At 47.1% G+C, this 21,346-nt stretch carries 17 protein-coding genes and 2 tRNA genes; 9 read left to right on the top strand and 10 right to left on the bottom strand.

Annotation, left to right across the window (positions count from 1 at the left end; all coding sequences use genetic code 11):
* Nucleotides 1-2 precede the first annotated feature (2 nt).
* Nucleotides 3-3,101, top strand: coding sequence for an efflux RND transporter permease subunit (locus tag ACP7FG_RS12395; RefSeq protein WP_439226559.1), 3,099 nt, complete (start codon nt 3-5; stop codon nt 3,099-3,101).
* Nucleotides 3,102-3,113: 12 nt separating this feature from the next.
* On the opposite strand, the gene ACP7FG_RS12390 is transcribed toward ACP7FG_RS12395, so the two are convergent.
* Genes ACP7FG_RS12390 through rsgA form a run of 3 tightly spaced genes read right to left on the bottom strand, consistent with a single transcriptional unit; the run spans nt 3,114 to nt 5,763 of the window.
* Nucleotides 3,114-3,842 carry a glycerophosphodiester phosphodiesterase gene (locus ACP7FG_RS12390; protein WP_271332320.1) on the bottom strand — a complete coding sequence of 243 codons (729 nt, stop codon included), beginning with the start codon at nt 3,840-3,842 and terminating at the stop codon, nt 3,114-3,116.
* A complete protein-coding gene (gene asd / locus ACP7FG_RS12385; protein ID WP_439226558.1) occupies nt 3,839-4,717 on the bottom strand; it encodes an archaetidylserine decarboxylase in 879 nt (292 codons plus the stop codon). The genes ACP7FG_RS12390 and asd overlap by 4 nt, the downstream gene beginning before the upstream one ends.
* A gap of 2 nt (nt 4,718-4,719) precedes the next feature.
* On the bottom strand, nt 4,720-5,763 hold the full coding sequence (rsgA, locus tag ACP7FG_RS12380; protein WP_199493644.1) for a small ribosomal subunit biogenesis GTPase RsgA: 1,044 nt from the start codon (nt 5,761-5,763) through the stop codon (nt 4,720-4,722).
* Nucleotides 5,764-5,831: 68 nt separating this feature from the next.
* Here rsgA and orn point away from each other — a divergent pair, with 68 nt between their 5' ends.
* From orn to ACP7FG_RS12355, 5 genes are all read left to right on the top strand, one after another.
* Nucleotides 5,832-6,383, top strand: coding sequence for an oligoribonuclease (orn, locus tag ACP7FG_RS12375; protein ID WP_417448102.1), 552 nt, complete (start codon nt 5,832-5,834; stop codon nt 6,381-6,383).
* Nucleotides 6,384-6,451: 68 nt separating this feature from the next.
* Nucleotides 6,452-6,527 (top strand) — tRNA-Gly (locus ACP7FG_RS12370).
* 39 nt (nt 6,528-6,566) lie between these two features.
* Nucleotides 6,567-6,642 (top strand) — tRNA-Gly (locus ACP7FG_RS12365).
* Between the two features lie 166 nt (nt 6,643-6,808).
* A complete protein-coding gene (locus tag ACP7FG_RS12360) occupies nt 6,809-7,054 on the top strand; it encodes a helix-turn-helix domain-containing protein (RefSeq protein WP_054491303.1) in 246 nt (81 codons plus the stop codon).
* The gene (locus ACP7FG_RS12355; RefSeq protein ID WP_439226557.1) at nt 7,054-8,373 is read left to right on the top strand and encodes a type II toxin-antitoxin system HipA family toxin; all 1,320 of its coding nucleotides are present in this window, start codon (nt 7,054-7,056) and stop codon (nt 8,371-8,373) included. The genes ACP7FG_RS12360 and ACP7FG_RS12355 overlap by 1 nt, the downstream gene beginning before the upstream one ends.
* On the opposite strand, the gene ACP7FG_RS12350 is transcribed toward ACP7FG_RS12355, so the two are convergent.
* Genes ACP7FG_RS12350 through ACP7FG_RS12340 form a run of 3 tightly spaced genes read right to left on the bottom strand, consistent with a single transcriptional unit; the run spans nt 8,370 to nt 12,323 of the window.
* Nucleotides 8,370-9,515, bottom strand: coding sequence for a dicarboxylate/amino acid:cation symporter (locus ACP7FG_RS12350; RefSeq protein ID WP_439226556.1), 1,146 nt, complete (start codon nt 9,513-9,515; stop codon nt 8,370-8,372). The genes ACP7FG_RS12355 and ACP7FG_RS12350 overlap by 4 nt on opposite strands.
* 45 nt (nt 9,516-9,560) lie before the next feature.
* Nucleotides 9,561-10,478 carry a histone deacetylase family protein gene (locus ACP7FG_RS12345; RefSeq protein ID WP_439226555.1) on the bottom strand — a complete coding sequence of 306 codons (918 nt, stop codon included), beginning with the start codon at nt 10,476-10,478 and terminating at the stop codon, nt 9,561-9,563.
* A gap of 3 nt (nt 10,479-10,481) precedes the next feature.
* Nucleotides 10,482-12,323: a GNAT family N-acetyltransferase gene (locus tag ACP7FG_RS12340; RefSeq protein WP_222235855.1), complete on the bottom strand. Its 1,842-nt coding sequence runs from the start codon at nt 12,321-12,323 to the stop codon at nt 10,482-10,484.
* Between the two features lie 91 nt (nt 12,324-12,414).
* Here ACP7FG_RS12340 and ACP7FG_RS12335 point away from each other — a divergent pair, with 91 nt between their 5' ends.
* Nucleotides 12,415-14,511: a tetratricopeptide repeat-containing diguanylate cyclase gene (locus ACP7FG_RS12335; RefSeq protein WP_439226554.1), complete on the top strand. Its 2,097-nt coding sequence runs from the start codon at nt 12,415-12,417 to the stop codon at nt 14,509-14,511.
* Nucleotides 14,512-14,514: 3 nt separating this feature from the next.
* The gene (locus ACP7FG_RS12330; protein WP_439226553.1) at nt 14,515-15,738 is read left to right on the top strand and encodes an Nramp family divalent metal transporter; all 1,224 of its coding nucleotides are present in this window, start codon (nt 14,515-14,517) and stop codon (nt 15,736-15,738) included.
* Between the two features lie 41 nt (nt 15,739-15,779).
* On the opposite strand, the gene ACP7FG_RS12325 is transcribed toward ACP7FG_RS12330, so the two are convergent.
* On the bottom strand, nt 15,780-16,778 hold the full coding sequence (locus ACP7FG_RS12325) for a DUF4382 domain-containing protein (RefSeq protein WP_439226552.1): 999 nt from the start codon (nt 16,776-16,778) through the stop codon (nt 15,780-15,782).
* 208 nt (nt 16,779-16,986) lie between these two features.
* Between ACP7FG_RS12325 and maoP the strand changes: the two genes are divergently transcribed.
* Nucleotides 16,987-17,352 carry a DUF413 domain-containing protein gene (gene maoP, locus ACP7FG_RS12320; RefSeq protein WP_222235851.1) on the top strand — a complete coding sequence of 122 codons (366 nt, stop codon included), beginning with the start codon at nt 16,987-16,989 and terminating at the stop codon, nt 17,350-17,352.
* Here maoP and ACP7FG_RS12315 read toward each other — a convergent pair.
* The 3 genes from ACP7FG_RS12315 to ACP7FG_RS12305 form a co-directional block, all read right to left on the bottom strand.
* Entirely contained in the window at nt 17,306-19,114 is a 1,809-nt protein-coding gene (locus ACP7FG_RS12315) for a GGDEF domain-containing protein (protein ID WP_439226551.1), read from the bottom strand. The two genes, maoP and ACP7FG_RS12315, sit on opposite strands and share 47 nt — an antisense overlap.
* Nucleotides 19,115-19,186: 72 nt before the next feature.
* Nucleotides 19,187-20,470 carry a phosphoribosylamine--glycine ligase gene (gene purD / locus ACP7FG_RS12310; RefSeq protein ID WP_439226550.1) on the bottom strand — a complete coding sequence of 428 codons (1,284 nt, stop codon included), beginning with the start codon at nt 20,468-20,470 and terminating at the stop codon, nt 19,187-19,189.
* A 17-nt stretch (nt 20,471-20,487) separates the two neighbouring features.
* Nucleotides 20,488-21,315 carry a class I SAM-dependent methyltransferase gene (locus ACP7FG_RS12305; RefSeq protein ID WP_222235848.1) on the bottom strand — a complete coding sequence of 276 codons (828 nt, stop codon included), beginning with the start codon at nt 21,313-21,315 and terminating at the stop codon, nt 20,488-20,490.
* Nucleotides 21,316-21,346 lie beyond the last annotated feature (31 nt).

The following is a 21,346-nucleotide window of genomic DNA, read 5'->3' as shown; positions in this document are numbered from 1 at the left end:
TTATGTTGTTGTCTGACCTTTCTGTAAAACGTCCGGTTTTTGCAACTGTACTGAATATTCTGCTGGTGGTTTTCGGTATTGTCGCTTTTACCATGCTGCCATTGCGTGAGTATCCGGATATTGATCGCCCCATAGTCTCTATTGATACAGACTACCCCGGTGCCTCTGCCGAAGTTGTAGAAACGCAGGTAACGCAATTAGTTGAAGACCGGATTAGCGGCATAGAAGGCATTAAAAACATTAGCTCCAGCAGCCGTAACGGCCGCTCCAGTATCAGTATTGAATTTAATCTGACCCGCGACATTGATGCCGCTTCTAACGACGTTCGTGAGCGTGTGTCGCGTGTACTCGATAATCTTCCCGAAGAAGCCGACCCACCCGAAGTTTCAAAAGCCTCAAGCGATGAAAGCACCATTGTCTGGTATAACCTTCGCAGCGAGAGCATGTCGATTCTTGAACTGACTGATTATGCGGAGCGATACATTGTAGACCGTCTGTCGGTCGCTGATGGTGTCGCGCGGGTGGTCATTGGTGGTGATCGTCGCTATGCCATGCGCGTCTGGCTGGATCGTGATGCCATGGCCGCACGACAGGTAACGGTAACCGACATAGTCAGCCGCTTGCGTGAAGAAAACGTTGAGCTTCCGGCGGGGGAAGTTGAGTCAACCGACAGAGAATTTTCGGTTCGTATGGCGCGGGCTTACTTGTCGCCGGAAGACTTTAAAAACCTGGTGATACGACAGGGCGACGACGGTTACTTAGTCCGGTTGGGTGAAGTGGCCCGGGTAGAACTGGGTGCTGAGGATGACAAAACCGACTTCCGGGGTAACGGGGTTAACATGGTCGGTGTGGGTGTCATTAAGCAGTCGAAAGGCAACACTCTGGACGTGGTGAAGAACGTGCACCGGGAGATGAGAAAAATTCAGGAAACGTTGCCTGAAACCATGTACCTGGCGCCCAGTTACGACTCTTCGATATTTATTCAGGGCTCAGTTGATGAAGTTTACAACACGCTGGCTGTGGCGATGGCATTGGTTATTGTCGTTATTTACCTGTTCCTGGGGAATATAAGAGCCACCATAGTACCGGCGTTGACGGTACCCGTTGCCATTATTGCTTCTTACATAGTTTTGTTTGCACTGGGTTTTTCTATCAACCTGCTGACTTTGCTGGCGCTGGTCTTAGCGATTGGTCTGGTCGTTGATGACTCTATTGTGGTGTTAGAAAACATTTATCGCCGCATAGAAGAAGGCGAGCCGCCTATTCTGGCCGCTTACCGGGGTGCCCGGGAGGTTGGTTTTGCTGTCATAGCAACCACACTGGTATTGATCTCTGTGTTTGTGCCACTGGCCTTCTTGGAAGGTAATATTGGTAAGCTCTTTACCGAGTTTGCCATAGCCATAGCGGCCGCTGTGGCCTTTTCCAGTATCGCAGCATTAACTTTGACGCCGATGCTGAGCTCGAAGGTCTTAAGCAAGAAGGAGCGAACCAGTAAATTCGGCAGAGCCTTTGATGCGACCTTTAACTGGCTTGAAAGAGGCTATCGCAATGTGCTCGAAAAGAGCGTAAAGCGTCCGCTTATGGCTGTCGTGTTGGTTGTTATGTCCGGCGTCGTTGCCTTTGGCTTGTTCAGCTTTATTCCTCAAGAGTTTGCGCCGCCGGAAGACCGCGGTACGTTCTATATTCAGGTGCGCAGTGCCGAGGGGGCGAGTTTTGAGTCAAGCTCCCGACATATGGACGAAATAGAGCAAATTCTTCTGCCTTATATCGATGAAGGAAAAATTGACCGCCTAATTGTTCGTGCTCCGGGCTGGGGTGGTAGTGCAGGTATCGCTATTGTTGGTGCCGTGCCTTTCGACGAGCGAGAATGGTCAAGTTTTGATTTAATGGAAGAGATGCGATCGCAGTTGGATTCTGTTGTGGGCGTTCAGGCTTTTGCGTTTATGCGCAGCGGCATTAGCGGAGGCGGTGGTCGACCGGTGCAGTTTGTGCTGCAAGGTAATACCTATGAGCGACTGGCTGAATTTCGTGACATTGTAATTGAAGAGGCATCTACCAATCCTGGGTTGCAAAACCTCGATAGTGACTATAAGGAAACGCTGCCGCAGCTACTGATTCAGGTTGACGAAGCCAGTGCAGCCGATTTGGGTGTTTCCGTACAGGATATTGGTATTACGCTCCAGTCGGTACTGGGTCAAAGGCGAGTAACCACTTACCTTGACCGCGGTGAGGAATATGACGTCATGCTGGAAGGTGAAAAAGCCGATTATCGCAGCCCAAGTGCCATAGATAACATTTACGTTCGTTCACGCAAAAGTGACGAACTGATTCCGTTGTCAAACCTTGTGACTATTACTGAGCAAGCCACGTCAGCCCGGCTGAATCGTTATAACCGTATGCGCAGTGTGACTATTGAAGCGAACCTTGCGGAAGGCTACTCGCTGGGTGAAGCTTTGAGTTATCTGGAAGGAGTTGTGCAAGAGAAGCTGCCGGAAGACGTTTCTATTGACTATAAAGGTGAGTCGCAACTTTATAAGGAAAGCGGCAACTCAATCATCTTTGTTTTCGGTCTTGCATTGGTGATCACCTTCCTGGTTCTGGCGGCACAGTTCGAAAGCTTTATTCACCCGCTGGTGATTATGCTGGCCGTGCCTATGGCTATAGTGGGTGCCTTATTGGCACTGTACTTAACGGGTATGAGTATCAATATCTACAGTCAGATTGGTATTGTGATGCTAATAGGCCTGGCTGCTAAAAACGGTATTCTTATTGTTGAGTTTGCGAACCAGTTGCGTGACTCCGGTATGGAGTTCAAAGAAGCCGTGCTTAAAGCCGCTCAACAGCGCTTACGGCCCATTGTAATGACAGCGTTTACAACTTTAATGAGTGCAATGCCGCTAATTCTTGGGTCAGGGCCCGGAGCAGAAAGTCGTATGGTCATTGGCACGGTGATTTTTGCGGGTGTTGCCGTATCCGCCTTTTTGACGCTATTTGTTATTCCGGCCCTGTATATAGCACTGGCTAGAAACACCAGTTCACCAATGGCTATCACTCGTAAGCTGGAATCGTTGCAGGAAGAGTACCCGGACCACCATAGCTGATGGTCCGTCAGGCTAATAATGCAGAATAGGTTCGTTGCCGGCGGTGGTTAGACCGGCAACGACATTTTGAGCGTAGTTGGGGTGGTTGGTAAAAATACCATCCACACCCATTGCGTGCAGTTCTTCAATATCGTGTTGGCCGTCTACTGTGTAGACATAAACTTGTAAGCCCCTGCGATGACCATCCTCAACCAGTTCAGGTGTTACAAAATCTACCGCAAAATGGGCTGAAAACGCCTGTAGCTCCTCTGCGAACTGACAATAGCTCAATGGGCAGCTGGCACTCAAAGCGCCAATTTTAATCTCAGGGCGACGCTTTTTAAGCCGCTGCAACCAGTGGTGATTAAAAGACGAAACTAAGAGTTGTTCAGGTTTGAAATTGGTGTTCTTTAGAGCGTAATCAATATCAAGTAGAAGCTCTTTGGTGGGCATATCACCTTTAAGCTCAATATTTACGTGACAATGTCCGTTAATATGAGCTAATGCTTCGCGCAAGGTGGGTATAGACTGCTGACCAAACACTTTCAGATGCTTTATCTGCTCAGCGGTTAAGTCTTTTAGCCGGCCGGGTGTGGCAGTCAGGCGTTCTAAATACCGGTCGTGGAACACAAAACGTTCACCGTCTATGGCATAAACGTCCAGTTCAATACCATGCACGCCGCTGTCCATGGCTCGCGAGAAAGCGGCAAGCGTATTCTCCGGGGCCTCATAACTGGCCCCTCGGTGCGCCCATAAAATCAATCGTTGCTCTCTTTTATCTCTGCCATAGTTTCTCCCATACGCGTGGTGGAAAGTGGCTTAAGATCGTCATCAAATTCAATCGAGTTTTCGGCAAAGGTTAGCACCACGGTTGAACCGAGTTTGAAATGACCCATTTCTTCACCTTTTTTGAGGTGTATAGCTGAGTGGCCTGACGTTGGATACGACCAGCTTTGAATACGGCCACCGGTAGGCGGTGTGACGGTGCCGGACCAAACCGTACCGATACTGGCGACGATAGTTGCGCCAACCAATACCATGGACATGGGGCCAACTTCGGTATCAAAAATAGCTACAACGCGCTCGTTACGTGCGAACAGATTCGGTACATTAGCCGCGGTTAGTGGGTTGACTGAATATAAATCACCCGGCACGTAAATCATCTTTTTCAGAGCACCATCGCAAGGCATATGAATGCGGTGGTAATCTTTCGGTGCCAGATAAATAGTCGCAAATTTACCGTTTACAAAAGGCTTGGCGTCTTCTTCGTTGCCACCGAGCAATTCCTGTAATGAATAGTCATGCCCTTTAGCCTGAAAAATGCGTCCGCCATCAATGTCGCCTAACTGGCTGACTGCACCGTCGACCGGGTGTGCTAATTCGTTGTCGTCTGCTTCCAGCGGTCGAAGCTCTGGTTTTAGCTTGCGTGTGAAGAATTCATTAAAGGTTTTATAAGCCTTGGGTGACTCGTGAATGGCCTCACTCATGTCAATTTTATACTGCCGAATAAACCAGCGGATAAAAACCTGTGTGAACCATCCGGCACGTGCAGCAGCAAACTTTCCCATTAACCTGGAAATTAAATGCTTCGGCATCACATGCTGGAAGAAAATTTTGACTTTATCGGTCTTTGACACAGTTACTTACCTCTAATTGCCCGACTGGGCTTTTGTGTTTTCATCGTCTCTATAATGCGATGATAATTAGAAAGGCGCCATTCATGCAATTGATTGTTACCGACAGCCTCTTGCAATGCGCAGCCCGGATCATCGCCGTGTTTACAATCGCGGAATTTGCAGCCGCCTAAGTAGTCACGGAAATCGACATAGCACCGGGCGACTCTCTCAGGTTCCAGGTGCCATAACGAAAACTCCCGGATACCGGGTGAGTCAATAAGGGCTCCGCCCTCCTTTAAGTCATACCAGGTTGCAACCGTCGTTGTGTGCTGTCCTAATCCAGAGTTATCTGACACTAAATTTGTGTCGGCGTTCACGTCAGGTAAAAGCTGGTTTACCAGCGACGACTTACCCACGCCGGACTGACCGACAACAATCGAAATATGGTCTTTCAGCATCTCTTGCAAAGCATCCAACCCGCTCTGAGTTGCACTGCTGACGTTAAGAACTTTGTAACCAATGCTTTCGTAATCTTTAAGCCTTTGCTCAATATATTGACGTTCGGTCTCGTCAATTTCGGGCAGCAAATCCGCTTTATTCAGCACAATAACGGGTTCTATGCCAATGTCCTCGCAGGCGACTAAGTAGCGATCGATAATTTGCGATGAGAAGCTGGGGAGTACGCTGGAAATAACGAAGATTTGATCGATGTTAGCAGCAACAGGCTTTAATCCGTCGTAGTAATCAGGACGGGACAGCAGGCTATGTCTTTCCTGAACGGCAACAACTACACCCTGCATACCTTGTTGTTCGGCACTTGCTCTGGACCAGAGGACGCTGTCGCCGCATACCAGGCTGTCGACAACCCGGCGTATATGGCAGCGGTAGGTATTGCCTTCGGCATCGCGAATATCGGCGTGCTGACCGAAGCGGCTGATAACACGCCCGGCTTCCGGTGCATTGAGTTGGTTATCTGTCCACTCAATATCGGTGTTTTTCAGCCGTTTTTTTTGGTTGGCTGATACCCGCCGTTGCTGGCCTTTGTTCAGACGTCTGCGTTTTACCAAGCCTGTAACCTGTTGTCGTGCTGGAAATGACGCTATCATACAACAAATTGCATTAAGAGAGCAGGGTAATGACAGAAGACGACAAGAAACAACGCCTAATTTGGATTGACCTTGAAATGACCGGGCTGGTGCCGGAAGAGCATCACATTATTGAGGTAGCAACCATTGTTACTGATGCACAGCTGAACACCTTAGCGGAAGGGCCTGTCATTGCTATTCATCAACCTCAGAAGTACCTGGACAGAATGGACGACTGGAATGTCAAAACGCATACAGGGTCAGGCCTGGTTGAGCGAATAAAGCAAAGCGAGTACGACGAAAAGAAAGCAACAGCAGAAACCATTGAGTTTTTAAAACAATACGTTGATGCCGGGGTTTCTCCTATGTGCGGTAACAGTATTTGTCAGGACCGTCGTTTTTTAGCGAAGCACATGCCTGAACTCGAAGCCTTTTTCCATTACCGCAACCTGGATGTCAGTACGTTAAAAGAGTTGGCAAAACGCTGGCAACCAGAAGTTGTTAATAGTTTCAAAAAGTCGGGTGCGCATGAAGCTTTGGCTGATATTCGAGAGTCTATTGCGGAATTGCAGCATTACCGAGAGCATTTTTTCAGCAAATAAGCCAATTGCGGCGCAAAAACTATTGACCTTATCGGTGGTATCAGTAGAATACACGCCGCACTGACGAAGCGGGAATAGCTCAGCTGGTAGAGCACAACCTTGCCAAGGTTGGGGTCGCGAGTTCGAATCTCGTTTCCCGCTCCAACGTCAGACTTTCCAGAATACTGTAAAAAGTACCAATACGCGGGAATAGCTCAGCTGGTAGAGCACAACCTTGCCAAGGTTGGGGTCGCGAGTTCGAATCTCGTTTCCCGCTCCAAGTTTCTTATTAAAACTCCCTAATAACGTTGATGAATTGCTTCTATTTTTTCTAAGGCATAGTAACTCCTCTTCCTGTTTATACTAAAATGAGTATAAATTGACTTTATACTAAATTTGGTCTATATCTTACTTATCCTTTTATTAGTATAAATTCAGGAATAGCCATGAAAATAAACACACCGCAAGACATCGCCTCGGCTCTGCGTGATGCACGAAAAAGCAAGAAGTGGACGCAAACCGAACTGGCAGACAGGCTCGGTGTTTATCAAAAAGACATTTCTAAGTACGAACTGCAGCCCGATAAAATCAGCGCGGATATGCTTTTAAGGCTTTGCGCTATGCTCGATTTGAAAGTTGATATTGGACCAATGTATGACATACCTCTTCAATGCCAGGAGGTAGATTTCTAATGGGACGGCGCTCACTGACGGATACATTATATTGCTCAATGAATGGCTTTTTAGTCGGACGTCTCTTTCGGCGTAAAGGCCGGCTAAGCTTTCAATATGAAAAAGAGTGGCTTAGTCTTAAAGGTTCGCGCCCAATTTCCTTGAGCATTCCGTTGCAGTCTTCAGAGATAACAACGGATTCGGTCCATGCTTATTTCGATAACTTGTTACCCGACAGCGACATTGTTCGCAAGCATATTGTTGATAAGTTGGGCGCTGATAGCCTGTCTCCCTTTGATCTACTTGCAGCAATTGGTGGCGATTGTATTGGTGCAATCTCGCTGAAAGTAACACCGCCAGAAAATACAGGCACTGAAGATCTTTCCCTAACACCACTAACTGAAAGTGGTGTTGCAGAGCAAATTAAAAGAACCCGAGTAGAAAATACACTAGGTTTAAATGAGGATGACGACTTTCGAATTTCGTTAGCCGGTGCTCAGGAAAAAACGGCACTTACTTACTGGAATGAAAAATGGTGTATGCCTCACGGTATAACCGCGACAACGCATATCTTTAAGCCGCCTATTATGCATCACCCGCAAATGGCTTTGGATATGAGTAATAGCGTTGAAAACGAGTGGTTTTGCCTACGTTTCCTTCATCATCTCGGCTTTGATGTTGCTGAGGCCGATATTTTAATGTTTAAAGGCCAAAAAGCGCTAGTGGTGAAACGGTTTGACCGAAAGGTAGAAAAAGAGAAGGAGCGTATATTACGACTCCCCCAAGAGGACATGTGCCAAGCGTTAGGTCGTGTTAGCGGCAGTAAATACGAGGAACACGGGGGACCTAGCTCAAAGGACATTATGGATACGTTGAGTCGCTCGATAACGCCACATGAAGATAGGCTGACGTTCTTCAAAACTCAGGTCGTTTTTTGGTTACTGGCGGCAATTGATGGTCACGCGAAAAACTTCAGTATTCACCTTCAGGCAAACGGCTTTAAGTTGTGTCCGATTTACGATGTGATGAGTGCCTACCCTTATTTTGGACAGGGCAATATTCAATTGAAGAAAATTAAAATGGCAATGAAAGTACACAGCAAAAACACGCACTATCGCTGGTACAATATTTTAGGACGTCACTGGTTGAGTCATGGCCGTTATTTAGGGTTGTCAGCAAACGCTGTGAGGCAAGTGCTGGGCGAATTGTTGGAGCTTACTGAACCGGCACTGAATAAGGCCTTAGAGGATGCTCCAGCGACAAAGGCGTTGTCGGTTGGGGAAACCATCAAGGCTCGCACGTTAAGTCACTTGGCGCGCCTTGATGGTTTAGCTGGCTAACTCTTCTTCGAACTATCCACAAACATGGCTATAGCACCATCACCTGTAATATTACAGGCGGTACCGAAGCTGTCTTGTGCCATGTACAGGGCTATCATTAAGGCGATAGCAGTTTCGCCGAAGCCCAGCATTGAACCCAATAGGCCAACCGCCGACATAACGGCGCCGCCGGGCACACCTGGTGCGGCTAACATGACAATGCCAAGCATTAAAATAAATGGCAGCATGGTAAAGAAGCCGGGAATGGCGAGGGAATTATGCAGCACCATAACCGCAACAGCACAACTGACAATGGTAATGGTGGAGCCGGCTAAGTGAACGGTGGCGCAAAGTGGCACGGTAAAGTTGGCAACGTCGTTATCGACTTTGTTCTTGCGCACGCTTTGCAGAGTAACTGGAATAGTGGCTGCGCTGGACATAGTACCTAGTGCAGTAAAATACGCCGGCAGCATATTTTTGATTAAAAACAGCGGTGAACGACCGGTTTTTATGCCCGCCATAATGTACATGGAGGTAATGTAAATCCAGTGCAGGGCGACGGCGAGTATCAGAATAACGCCAAAGGTTTTCAAGGTGTCGAATACTGTACCGGCAACGGCCATTTCCGCAAAGATACCGGCAATATACAGCGGCAGTAATGGAATAATAACTTTAACCAACAGCAGCTCGATAATATCACGGCCTTGATCCGACAGTTTCTTCAGGTTTTCTGCTTTTGTACTGGCAATACCCAACCCAAAAATAAAGGCTAAAACCAGTGCCGACATGACTTCCATTAGCGGTGGAACCGACAGCTCAATAAAGGGTTCGATAGTGGCTTTGGCTTCTGTAGAAACACTCTGAGCGTCGGTTGTCAGCCAGGGAACGACAAGGCTGGCAGCGAAAAAGGCGATAATACCTGCAATAACGGTTGAGGCATAAGCAATGCCTAAGGTTTTACCCAGCATTTTTCCGGAGTTGCTCGGTAAGCTGGCAATACCGCTGGTAATGAAGAACAAAATAAGTAATGGGATAGTGAAGAACAGCAGCTGACCGAACAGTGTTTTGAAAGTCAGCAGGAGTTGGCTGACCCATTCTGGCATGTATAACCCAATAAGAATACCGGCGACAATACCCGCCACAAGCTTAAGAACTAATCCCATAATATTCGACTCTTTTTTATGAATGTTTTAAGAATAGAGGTGCGCTTAGAGTAAGCCTTTTAAATGCGCAACAACACTGCGGCCTAACGCGCTGAGATTATACCCGCCTTCAAGCGTAGATACGATACGACCGTCACAGTGTTTGTCGGCAATTTCTTTCAGCTTAACGCTTATCCAGTGGTAGTCTTCTTCTTTTAGGAGAAACTGAGACATGTCGTCTTCTGCGTGACCATCGAAGCCGGCAGAAATAAGCACCAGTTGAGGCTGGAATTCGTCGAGTGCACTGAACCATTTCTCCGAAACCGCTTGTTGCCATTGTTCACCCTTGCAACCAGCAGGCAGAGGCACGTTGTGAACATTGCCGGCGCTAGTGTCTTCCCCGGTAAATGGGTAAAACGCCTGCTGGAATGACGAACAAAACAAGATACGGTCATCACCCTGAACTATGTCTTCGGTTCCATTGCCGTGGTGTACGTCAAAGTCGACAATAGCAACACGCTCAAGCCCGTATTTTTCAATAGCGTGGTACGCCGCCACGGCAATGTTGTTGAATAAACAAAAGCCCATGGCTTTTGAGCGCGTAGCGTGGTGGCCGGGTGGGCGAACGGCACAAAAAGCTTGTTTGTTGAGGGTGGTCATAACATCGTCAACCGCATTAACCGCTGCTCCGGCTGCTTTCAAGGCAGCGGTTAAGCTACCTGGTGTCACTAAGGTGTCCGGATCTATCCATTCATGGTCGTACTCAGGAATTTCCGCACGAATAAAGTCGATATGTGCTTGGGAATGCGCCGCTTGAATAGCTTCCCAGGGCGCTTCTGTTGCTTCTTTTCGTATAAGCACAAAGTCGAGGCCGGAGCGAATGAGTTGGTCATTAATGGCTTCAATACGGGCCGGGCACTCGGGGTGCTGCTCGTTGGGTATGTGTTTGAGGCAGTCATCATGACTGAATACGACTATCGACATAATTTACTCACTGCCTTGTTTAAGATCGAGTTTGAGCAAGACTTCACCCGGCTCTTCACTGGGCAAGCGTTTGAAGCCGCCCCGTTCAAACACACTTAACATGGGTTTATTCGCGGCTAATACGTAGGCTTGCATACTGTCCAGGCCACGTTCGCGTGCTATGCGGATCATTTCATCTAATAGCTTGCCCGCCATGCCGCGGCCCTGGTATTTCTCGCGGGTCACAAAAGCGACCTCGCAACTATTTTGCGACTCGATGTAGTAGTAACGCCCAACCGCCTGAATCTGAACCGCAGAGCCTTTTTGATGCACAATACACAGGGCAAGATCTTTTGACTGGTCGACACTGACTAAGGTACAGGATTTTTCCCGGGTCATGGTTGTGGGTACGGCGTTGTAACGTAGCTGCAGAGTTTCTTTCGTATGAGAATAAAAGAACTCTTGCAGCCGACGTTCATCCGACGGATAAAGCGGTCTTAAATCAAAAGATTCGTTATTAATTTTGAGCTTTTTAAAGCCAATATCGCCGAGTTCCGGCACATCAACTGGTGTTTGTTGCTGATAATGGGGAACCCAATAATGTTTACGAACTTCCTGCAACAGGTGGCTACGGAATTTAGGGTGAGCAACGCGAATTAGCTCCATAGCCCGCTCGCGAATACTTTTTCCCCGCAATGAAGCGACGCCAAATTCGGTGACGACATAGTGTACGTGCCCGCGCGTTGTTACTACACCTGCGCCTTCCCGAATGAATGGAACAATGCGCGATACTTTACCGTCTTGTGTTGTTGACGGCAGAGCGATAACGGGTTTACCTCCTTTACTTAAAGATGCCCCGCGACTGAAGTCCACTTGCCCACCAATACCGCTGTAAAACTGGTGTCCAATAGAATCCGACACAATTTGACCCGTTAAGTCCACCTCAATGGCGCTGTTAATTGCTATTAATTTGTCATTACGGGCAACGTTTGCTGGTGAATTTACATATTCACTGGGATAAAAACCAACGTGTGGATTGTGGTCAACAAAGTCATAAAGGGCTTTTGACCCCATGCAGAAGCTGGTCACAATTTTATTAGGGTGGAAGGTTTTTTTGCGGTTATTAATGACCCCTTTGAGCATCAAATGCATGACATCGTCAGTAATAAGCTCGCTATGAATGCCCAGATCTTTATGGTTACTTAAGTAACGCAGTGCCGCAGCGCAAATAGTACCGACACCAATTTGAAGCGTAGAGCCATTATCAACCAGCAGGGCAATGTACTGGCCGATCCGCTCAATGATTTTACTGTCTTCAAGGCTGGGTGGTGGCAGTTCGGGCAGAGGTGCTGCATGTTCCCAAAAGTAATTAATTTGATTCGTGTGCAGAAAAGACTGTCCGTAAGTGACCGGCATATTAGGGTTCACCTGGGCGATAACGGTCTTGGCAGATTTAGCCGCGGCGGCGACCACGTCGACTGAAACCCCCATTGAATGGTAGCCGTACTTGTCTGCAGGACTGACCATAATTAAAGCGGCATCTAATGGCAGAATGCCGTTATTAAACAGGTTGGGAATATCGGAAATAAAGCTGGGGGTATAATCCGCTCGGCCTTCATTTACCGCGGTTCTTACGGTATCGCCACCAATAAAAAAGGTATTGACCTTAAATAACTGCTGGTACTGCGGGCCGGCCCACTTATTGTCGGACAGCGTCATTAACTGCACAATTTCAATATCATGCAGATTTTTTGCGTTTTCTATCAGGTCATCGATAAGCGCGGTTGGCACCGCAGCGTGAGAGCCAATAAAGATTCTTTGCCCTGACTTAAGTATCTTCGACCAGTCTAACTTTGTCGTTGTCATACTGCTGTTTTACCTCAGTGATTGGCTTTGTGCAATCATTCAAATTGAGATAAACTTGGTCGTTAATTAATCATTGAACGGACTCGCTCCCATGAAAAATAAAAACAAGAAATGGGTCAACTATTGCTTAGCCGCTTCAGCGTTTTTTCTGCTGGTAAGTTTTGGGTCCGTCTCAGCTCAGCCTTCGACAGAAAATATTAACGGTGTTCCGGTCAATATGGCCATGGAGGAGCAACTGGATGATTACCTTAACTCCCTGGGTGAAGAGGAAGACTCCAGAGCTATTTTGTTTAATGTGCTGGAAAATATTTCGCCGAAAACCCCCGTAGCTACTCGGGCCAGAGCTAAAAGCTATGAAGTATCCTGGTATTACTACGAAGGTGAAACAGAGTTAGCTTTCGAAAAACTGGATGAACTGCTGGCTCTTGCTGAAAATAGTGAAATTTCTGATGTAAAAGCCGAAGCTCAGGCGACGCGAGTTGAAATACTTCAAATGGAAGGTAAGTACGGCGAAGCGTTTTTGCTGCTCAACGATGTCGAAATCCCCCTTTCCAACGCTCGTATGCCAAGGGTTCGTTATTACGGTCACAACCTTATTTCGAGAGTCTATGCTGACTGGAACCGTTACGATGATGCTTTGCGTCACTTGCTGCTGGCTCAGGATGCCGTCAACGAAACGAACAACGAAAGAACGCCCATCCGTCAACAATATCTGGACTACTCAATCGCGATTATTCAGTCTGAGTTGAAAAACTGGGAAGGGTCGTTAAAGACAATTAATAAAGCGATTCAAAGCGCTAAGCAGAACGAGCTGGAATACGACTTGCCTGATTTTTATCTGCACAAATCTTATGTTGAAGCCGGAATGGACGAGCGAGAAGCTTCTCTTGTTTCGTTAAGAAAAGCTTACCAAGCGGCAGTTAAAGATGAACGAGAGTATTTATTACCCGTTATTTTAAATAACTTCGGCGACCACTACATGTCTGAAAAAAAGTGGGAAGAAGCTCGAAGTCATTTACGAGAAGCTCTGGAGCTGGCCGAAGAAGTCGAAGATATCTGGATGGCACAGACCATCCATTTCAATTTAGGCTTTATTGATGTGCATCAGGGCAACACGGAAGTCGGCCTTGAAGAAATGCGCGAAGCGCTTGAGTTCTATCGTGAAGAAGACATAAAAACGGAAGTTGAAGGGTTACTTGGCGAGCTTGCTGAAGCCTATGAGCTTGCCGGGCAACATCAAAAACAGGCCGAGACTCTAAAGCAGCAGATGGAGTTAATGGAAGAGCTCTATCAAAGTGATCAACAGCAGAACCTGGCTAATTTACAGCAGCTTTATGAAAGCAAAGATAAAGAGCAGCAGATTGAGTTGCTGGAGCGCCAAAACGAACTTAAACAGCAGTTACTGGAAATCAACGAACAGAGAAACCTAATTTGGTTGTTATTGGGGATTGTTGCTGTATTCGCTGCTTTATTTGTTTTTCTAATGTACCGCAAAGCCCGACGCGCCAACTTAAGGTTAAAAGAAGCTAATAACTTGTTGGCTGACCAGTCACGTCGAGACCCTCTTACTGGCTTGTGGAACCGCCGTGCTCTTCAGGAAGAGATGGAAGCGCGTAAACAGCATGGTGAGAGACGCGAAGCGGCGGCCCATTCCGATGGCCTCATTCTGCTTGATATCGACTTTTTTAAACGCATTAATGACAAATATGGGCACGCGGCCGGTGATAAAGTATTGATTGAAATCAGTCAACGCTTACAAAAAGAGTGTCGTGCAAGCGATAAACTGATCCGTTGGGGCGGTGAGGAATTTCTCTTTCTTGTTCGTAACGTAAGCAGTGCAGACCTGGAAGAAATGAGCGAAAGAATTTTGAAAGCGATAGCGAAAGAGCCGGTTGTTTACGAAGGACAGGAAATTTTTGTGACAACTACTATAGGCTTTATTCGCCTGCCGTTTGCCGACATACCGGAACATGAAATGGATTGGGAGAAGGTCCTTCAGGTTGCCGATATGGCACTGTATACAGGTAAAGCCCATGGCCGTAATAGAGCCTGTGGCGTCACCGATTTATATGTTGAGTACGGCACGGCTCGCTCTGTGCTTGAGTCGGACTTATCCGAGGCACTGAATAAAAACTGGATTTCAATGGTAACCATTGAAGGTCCTGAATCTCTTAATAGAACCGTTTAGGCTATGTTGAAACTCTCTCAGTTCGGGCCTGGTGCGTTAGTCGCTGCGGCATTTATTGGGCCGGGGACCGTTGTTACAGCCTCGCTGGCCGGAGCAAACTTTGGTTACGCACTGCTTTGGGCGTTACTGTTCTCTATTGTTGCCTGCGTTATTCTTCAGGAAATGTCGGCCCGCATTGGTTTGGTGACACAAGCCGGGCTTGGCGAAAATATCCGTAATAACCTCACCTCTGGCTGGCTTCGTTGGTTGGCATTAATTCTCATTTTTAGCGCTATTGCTATTGGCAATAGTGTTTATCAGGGCGGAAACCTTTCCGGAGCCAGTTTAGGTGCTGGTGAGCTACTTGGGCCGGTACCAATACTGGATGCTTGGTTGAGCAATGCCTGGGCGCTTATTATTGGTGTTATCGCGCTACTGATACTCTGGTCGGGTAATGCGCGGGTGATAGAAAAGACGCTCATCGGAATGGTGCTGCTCATGAGCGTGGCCTTTATCGGCACCTTTTTATTAACAGACCCAGACTGGAGTGCTGTATTTCAAGGTACCTTTGGGTTTTCATTGCCTACCGGAGCGACACTCACTGTCGTTGCGCTAATTGGTACCACTGTAGTTCCGTATAATATTTTCCTGCATGCTTCCAGTGTGTCTAAAAAATGGCGATCTCCGAATGACCTTTCAGCTGCTCGTCGGGACCTTTTTCTTTCAATACCTTTTGGTGGTCTTATTTCTATGGCTATTGTTGCCACTGCAGCTTCTGCGTTCTTTGGCCAGCAAGTGACAATTGAAAGTGCGGGTGACTTAGCCGGATCGCTGCGTCCACTTTTTGGCGACGGGGCTACTTACTTAATGGCAATCGGGTTATTCGCTGCGGGCATTTCATCGGCGACAACGGCGCCTTTAGCCAGTGCTTATGCATTATGCGGCATTATGGGTTGGTCGGTTAATTTACGAAGCAGGGCTTTCAGAACGGTTTGGCTATCGATTTTGCTAATAGGTATTGTTATTTCAAGCGTTGGCATAAAGCCGGTAACGGTTATTTGGTTTGCTCAGGTTGCGAATGGGATTTTACTGCCAGTTATTGTGGGGTTTCTGTGGTGGCTTTGTCAGAGTTCGATGTTAGGCAATTACCGTAACTCCGGTTTGCAAAATATGCTGGCTGCAGTCATCTTTTTAATTTCGGTGTTGCTCAGTGGCAGAAGTCTGGGGTCAGCATTTGGTTTTTGGTAAGAGGAAGGCTACGTCCCTGTAGCCAAAACTATCGAATGCCTTTATTCCTCAGCTGCACCAACAAATTCTAATTCTTGTGGCTCGCTAGATTCTTCAATAGTGACGTTCTCGGTTAAGAAAAAGTTCACGTCATCATCGGCTTCCGGATCGTCCCCACCATTACAGGTAAGCGCGGCTGTGTAGTCTCCTGCTGCAACAAAACCTATAGAGAAGTCGTAGGTGTCTACCCCATCAAAATAAACCGCTGTGCTGGCATAAGGCTCGTTTTCTTCCGAACCTCCGTTATCAGCTAAGGTTGTTTCATCAAGGTCACTGCCTTCGTAGAGATAAACATAAGCTACCGGTTCTTCTGTGTTTTCCGGTGCTACGGTACAGGTTTCGTTAAATAGCAACGCACCTTCAGCAACAGTACCTTTCAGGTGACCAACAGCAGAGTTATCAACCAGACGAACGCCGCGCGGCTTAAGGATGTAGTGATCCTGGCCGACCGGGTTAGTCATTGAGTGGCGCAAATCAAACTCAACGGTAAAGTTAAGGTTTCCGCCTGCATCGGCAACAAAACCGTCTAACTTCAACTCGTTTGAAGGGACTTGTACGGCAACTTTTTCAGCTTCACCATCATCGTTGGTGTCTGTCATGATGTAAGAACCTTCGGCCATTACTAGTCTTAGCTGTCCGTACTGACCCGCATCAATTTCTGCGTTTTCAAGAAAAACCATCGAGTCGTTGCCCGTAAACTCTAGCAAGTCGATGCCAATGGTATTTGCAATGGGTTGGCCATCTTCGTCGGTACAAAGGTCATTTTCTTCAGGGGCTTCAATATCCTCACCGACGGTGAAAGTACGGGGCTCATCGCCGTTACCGGTAAGTTCAACTGCGTTAAAGCAGGCAACAACAGACTCAGCGTTGTCTACCGGGGCGTCACTAATGCCCAGAGAGAATTGAGCGGTATCGGTGTTATTGTCATCACTGTCAGAGCCCCCGCATGCGACTAGCCCTAGCGTTGCGGTGGCTAGTGTCGTTAACATTAACTTATTCATAGTGCTCTTCCTTCTTATTTGCGAAATAACTTGAAATAAAATGACATAACTTATTACACACGGCTAATTTATAGTTGCTACAACCATTTGTTAAAAGGCACTTTACAAAAATTTTCGTTGACAAAAGTTCGATATCGCTCTATATCGTCTTTGTCGTATATAACGACAGACTTTTTGTTCGGTTTTAGTCTGTAGGAAGGGCTTACACATGACCAAGATGACCCGTGAAGTATTGTTAAAGAAACCGTTTAACGATTTCCGCAACTACCCTTATGGCTTTTCTCGCTCAGGCGATTTCTCTATTCGTGAAAGCGATGCTTTGACCCATTACGGCTGCCTCATTACGGCAATGCTGGCGGGAGAGTTTGAACCTGTTTTACAAGAAGATATTGAGTTGCTGGCTGCGTGCCGGGGGGAACAAGCCCCTGTAACGGATGTAGAAAAGGTCTGGGCAAAATATCAGGCACGTATTCATCGGCCAAAAGTCGCCAGTATGTACGGGCGCGGTAAATTTGCTGATGATTCATTTAGCTCAGCGTCTGATACTGAAGATGATCTGATTGTTGAAGATTAACCTGGCGTAAACGTCTGGGTTTTTGACGGTGGCACATGTAGCAGTGGCTGCCGTCAGATTGTTTTGCTTCTTTTTTTGCTTCGCTGGCTAATAGTGCGACATCGTGATGTGATAAACACTCCGAGGGATCTGGTTGAACCACACCAATAGCAAGACTTAGTAATGGGTAGAAGGCCGGTTTACCGTTACGGGATAATGCTTTTATTCCCCCCAACTGAATGTGCTCCTGATGATAAAATCGGGTGATGCCTTGCTCGAAGTCTTTGATAATTTTATGGCATAACTCTTCGGTTTGTTCTTTATCGGTGTCTTTAAAAATAGCGACAAAGTCGTCTCCGCCAATGTGACCAATGAAATGGCCATGCCTGAATAATTGTTTTTGTAGTATCTGCGCTAACCATTTAATAATCTGATCGCCCTGTTCGTAACCATAAATATCGTTATACGGCTTAAAGTGGTTCAAATCAAAGTAGGCCACGTGAAATGAACAGGCTTGGGAAAGCTGGTTCTCTATAACTTGGTTGATAGCTACGTTCCCCGGAAGTTGAGTTAAAGGGTTAGCATGGCGGGCGTTGTTAACTTTTAGCTCGGTTATTCTGCGTAATAAATTTTTAATGGACGCTACGCCGTAGTAAACACCTCTCTTAGTAACGATAATATGTTGATAGATATCGACTTCATCATTATCGGTAATTAACTGACTCACTTCCTCCAGCGATGTTTGCCAGTCAACGGAAAGAGGGCTTACATCCATAATGTAAGAAACCGGTTTGTTGGCATAAAGAGCATGACCGTAGGAGCCAGAGAAGAATTCCATAACCTTTTCTCTTCGTATAATTCCGACGACCTTTTTCTCATAAATAACGGGCAAGGAGGATAACGTCTTATCTTGTGTGAAGGTGTCGAGCACTTGTGAAGAGCGAGTTTCCGCTGATACGCCGTGAATGGTATCGACCACACTGGCGATAGTTGTTTGGTAGTTTAGTGCAACAGAATGATTAGGAACGACCAGTGAAGAAGAGACCTCCAGTACCGGATAAAGTTGCGGCTTTCCGAGCAGGAACCCCTGACAATAATTAACACCCATAGACTGTAATTGCTCAAGTTCATCTGTGGTTTCGATGCCCTCTGCGATCACTTTCGTGCGTAAACTTGTGGCCAGTGACAGAATACTTTGCACAAATTCTCTTTTTACCGAAGATGTTTCAAGAGACTGAATAAAATAGCGATCGATTTTGACATAGTCAGGATGTAATTCCGACCAGAGCTTGAGCCCGGAGTAACCCGCACCTAAATCGTCAATAGCAATCATAAAGCCAAGTTTCTGATAGTGAATAATGGCGTGTTTCAGATTTTCGGTATCTTCAATTGGGTAGCGTTCTGAAATTTCAATGACAATTTGTTCTGGTGATATGCCAAATTGCTGGGACAAACGCAGTGTCGATCCATGCGGGTGAGAGTCATCCTGCAGAACATTGGGATTCACATTAAGAAAAAGTTTACCCTGCATAGAGTTTTTCTGAAACGCTTCCATGGCAGCAGAGCGACATGCTAGTTCCAGTTCTGATAATAGTCTTACTTTGCTGGCGAGAGAGAATAAGTTATCCGGGGATTCGAGAGAGTGTCCTTTAGGGCCGCGAATAAGCGCTTCATGGCCAATAACAACTCCGCGGACAGTGTCCATAACGGGTTGAAATAGAGGGTAAAGTTGCTTCCCCTGAATAAGGGTTAATAGCTCTTTTTTTAAATCACACCCAGGCATGAAACCTCCCATCACAACAGAGACAAAAGCTTAGTAAGCTTTTATGACAATGTAATGACAGGAGGTGGGTATTTAGCTTTCGCGTTTTATCGCACGGTGCGCGATATCGGTGCGATAATAGGCATCATTCCAGTTAATTTTATCAGCCAGCTGGTAGGCAAGTTGTTGAGCCTCAGTAACGGTTTTACCCAGGGCTGTACAACAGAGAACCCGGCCACCACTTGTGACCACATTGCCGTCATCCATTTTAGTTCCCGCGTGGAATACCTTCTGGTTTTCAGAAGCTTGTTCAGGAAGGCCGTGAATGACATTTCCTTTGTTGTAACTTTCAGGATACCCTCCGGCAGCCATAACCACACCAACTGCAGCGCGCTCATCAAAGTCGATAGGCGCCTGATTAAGTTTGCCTTCAATTGCCTGCTGGCAAAGCTCAACCAAATCCGACTTTAAACGCATCATAATGGGCTGAGTTTCAGGATCCCCAAAGCGACAGTTATACTCCAGAACTTTGGCAGTGCCGTCTTCCGCAATCATTAAACCGGCATAGAGGAACCCTTTGTAAGGCGCTCCTTCTGCTGCCATCCCATCGACTGTAGGTTTAATAACGTGCTGCATAACCCATTTATGGATGCTCGGTGACACTACCGGAGCCGGCGAATAAGCGCCCATCCCACCTGTGTTAGGTCCTTTATCGCCGTTGTCACGTGCTTTATGATCCTGGCTTGACGCAAAAGGTACTGCGTGTTCGCCGTCCACCATGACAATAAAAGAGGCTTCTTCACCGCGTAAAAACTCTTCTATAACGACCCGATGCCCGGCATCACCGAAACGGTTACCGGCCAGCATGTCGTCGATAGCGGCATCCGCCTGCTCCTGACTTTCGGCTATAATAACGCCCTTTCCAGCGGCAAGGCCGTCTGCCTTTATGACAATAGGAACGCCTTTTTCAGCGACATAGGCTTTGGCTGCCTCAACCTCTGTAAAGTTTTGGTAGTCGGCGGTGGGTATATTGTGGCGCTGCAGAAAGTCTTTGCTAAACGCTTTAGAGCCTTCTAGCTGCGCTGCTTTAGCCGTGGGGCCAAATGCGGCGAGTCCTGCTTCACTAAAGCGATCAACAATGCCTGCAACTAAAGGTGCTTCCGGACCAACAATGGTCAGTTCAACACCTTCGCTTTTGGCAAAGTTAAGCAAACCTTCAATGTCTTCGGCGCTGATGGCCACATTTGTCAGGTTTGGCTCACGCTCTGTACCTGCGTTACCCGGGGCAACATATACGCACTCCACTTGCTGTGATTGTGCTGCTTTCCACGCCAGAGCGTGTTCACGGCCTCCGCCGCCAACGACCAATACTTTCATAAGGTTAGTTCTGTCCTCTAGTCTGTAACGGGTTTGCGAAACTTCAAGGTGAAGCGATCGCTTTCACCAATGGCTTCGTATTTTTCTCTGTTTTCTTCACCCAGCGTCAGGGTTGGAGGTAAAGTCCAGACACCTTTAGGGTGATCAGCTGTATCTTCTGGGTTTGCGTTGATTTCGGCACTAGCCACAAACTCGAAACCGGCTTGTTCAGCTAAGTCTATTACCCAGCTCTCTTTTACATAGCCAGAGTCTTTAAAAGCTTCAGCATCTTTTGACTCGGGCAGACGATGGTCAACGATACCCAGCATACCGTTAGGTTTCAGTGTTTGATGAAACTGACGGAATGCCTGAATGACACCTTCTTCGCCTTCTTGCATATACCAGTTGTGAAGGTTGCGGAACGTGAGCACACGATCGGCACTACGAGCCGGTGCCAGGTCAGTGTCTTTACCCGGTGCAAATTCGGTCAAAATGACATTGCCATAGAGCGGATTAGTGGTTAATTTTTCTTTGAAATTCTCAAGTGAACGTTGGTAGTAATCGCTACCTGAATCTTCCGGGAAGTGTGCAGCATAAAGCTGTCCTTCATCCGCCAGATAAGGGGCCAAAATTTCAGTATACCAACCACCACCTGGCCAAATTTCCACTACCGTCATACTCGGCTCTAGCTCAAAAAACTCTAAAGTTTCTTTTGGGTTACGGAATTCATCACGAGCAGCGTATTTGTCGGTGCGGGATTCATGGTCGACTGCTGCTTGCAAAGAATCCGCCTCGGGGGCTGGAGAGCAGGCACTAAGGGCACTTGCTAATACTATGACAGAAGCGGATGTTATTAATTTTCTCATGCTATCACCTGTAGGGTTGGGAACTTGTCTA

The sequence above is a fragment of the Idiomarina sp. ST10R2A5 genome, assembly GCF_051842325.1.
In the GTDB taxonomy this organism is placed as follows: Bacteria; Pseudomonadota; Gammaproteobacteria; order Enterobacterales; family Alteromonadaceae; genus Idiomarina; species Idiomarina abyssalis.
Note: the sequence above shows the minus strand (reverse complement) of the source record. Positions and strands in the feature narration are given on the sequence as shown.

Excerpts from the sequence above, each read along its gene's own strand:
- ACP7FG_RS12395 (WP_439226559.1), top strand. The coding sequence starts at position 3 with ATGTTGTTGTCTGACCTTTCTGTAAAACGTCCGGTTTTTGCAACTGTA.
- orn (WP_417448102.1), top strand. The coding sequence starts at position 5,832 with ATGACAGAAGACGACAAGAAACAACGCCTAATTTGGATTGACCTTGAA.
- ACP7FG_RS12360 (WP_054491303.1), top strand. The coding sequence starts at position 6,809 with ATGAAAATAAACACACCGCAAGACATCGCCTCGGCTCTGCGTGATGCA.
- ACP7FG_RS12355 (WP_439226557.1), top strand. The coding sequence starts at position 7,054 with ATGGGACGGCGCTCACTGACGGATACATTATATTGCTCAATGAATGGC.
- ACP7FG_RS12350 (WP_439226556.1), bottom strand. The coding sequence starts at position 9,515 with ATGGGATTAGTTCTTAAGCTTGTGGCGGGTATTGTCGCCGGTATTCTT.
- ACP7FG_RS12345 (WP_439226555.1), bottom strand. The coding sequence starts at position 10,478 with ATGTCGATAGTCGTATTCAGTCATGATGACTGCCTCAAACACATACCC.
- ACP7FG_RS12340 (WP_222235855.1), bottom strand. The coding sequence starts at position 12,323 with ATGACAACGACAAAGTTAGACTGGTCGAAGATACTTAAGTCAGGGCAA.
- ACP7FG_RS12335 (WP_439226554.1), top strand. The coding sequence starts at position 12,415 with ATGAAAAATAAAAACAAGAAATGGGTCAACTATTGCTTAGCCGCTTCA.
- ACP7FG_RS12330 (WP_439226553.1), top strand. The coding sequence starts at position 14,515 with ATGTTGAAACTCTCTCAGTTCGGGCCTGGTGCGTTAGTCGCTGCGGCA.
- ACP7FG_RS12325 (WP_439226552.1), bottom strand. The coding sequence starts at position 16,778 with ATGAATAAGTTAATGTTAACGACACTAGCCACCGCAACGCTAGGGCTA.
- maoP (WP_222235851.1), top strand. The coding sequence starts at position 16,987 with ATGACCAAGATGACCCGTGAAGTATTGTTAAAGAAACCGTTTAACGAT.
- ACP7FG_RS12315 (WP_439226551.1), bottom strand. The coding sequence starts at position 19,114 with ATGCCTGGGTGTGATTTAAAAAAAGAGCTATTAACCCTTATTCAGGGG.
- purD (WP_439226550.1), bottom strand. The coding sequence starts at position 20,470 with ATGAAAGTATTGGTCGTTGGCGGCGGAGGCCGTGAACACGCTCTGGCG.
- ACP7FG_RS12305 (WP_222235848.1), bottom strand. The coding sequence starts at position 21,315 with ATGAGAAAATTAATAACATCCGCTTCTGTCATAGTATTAGCAAGTGCC.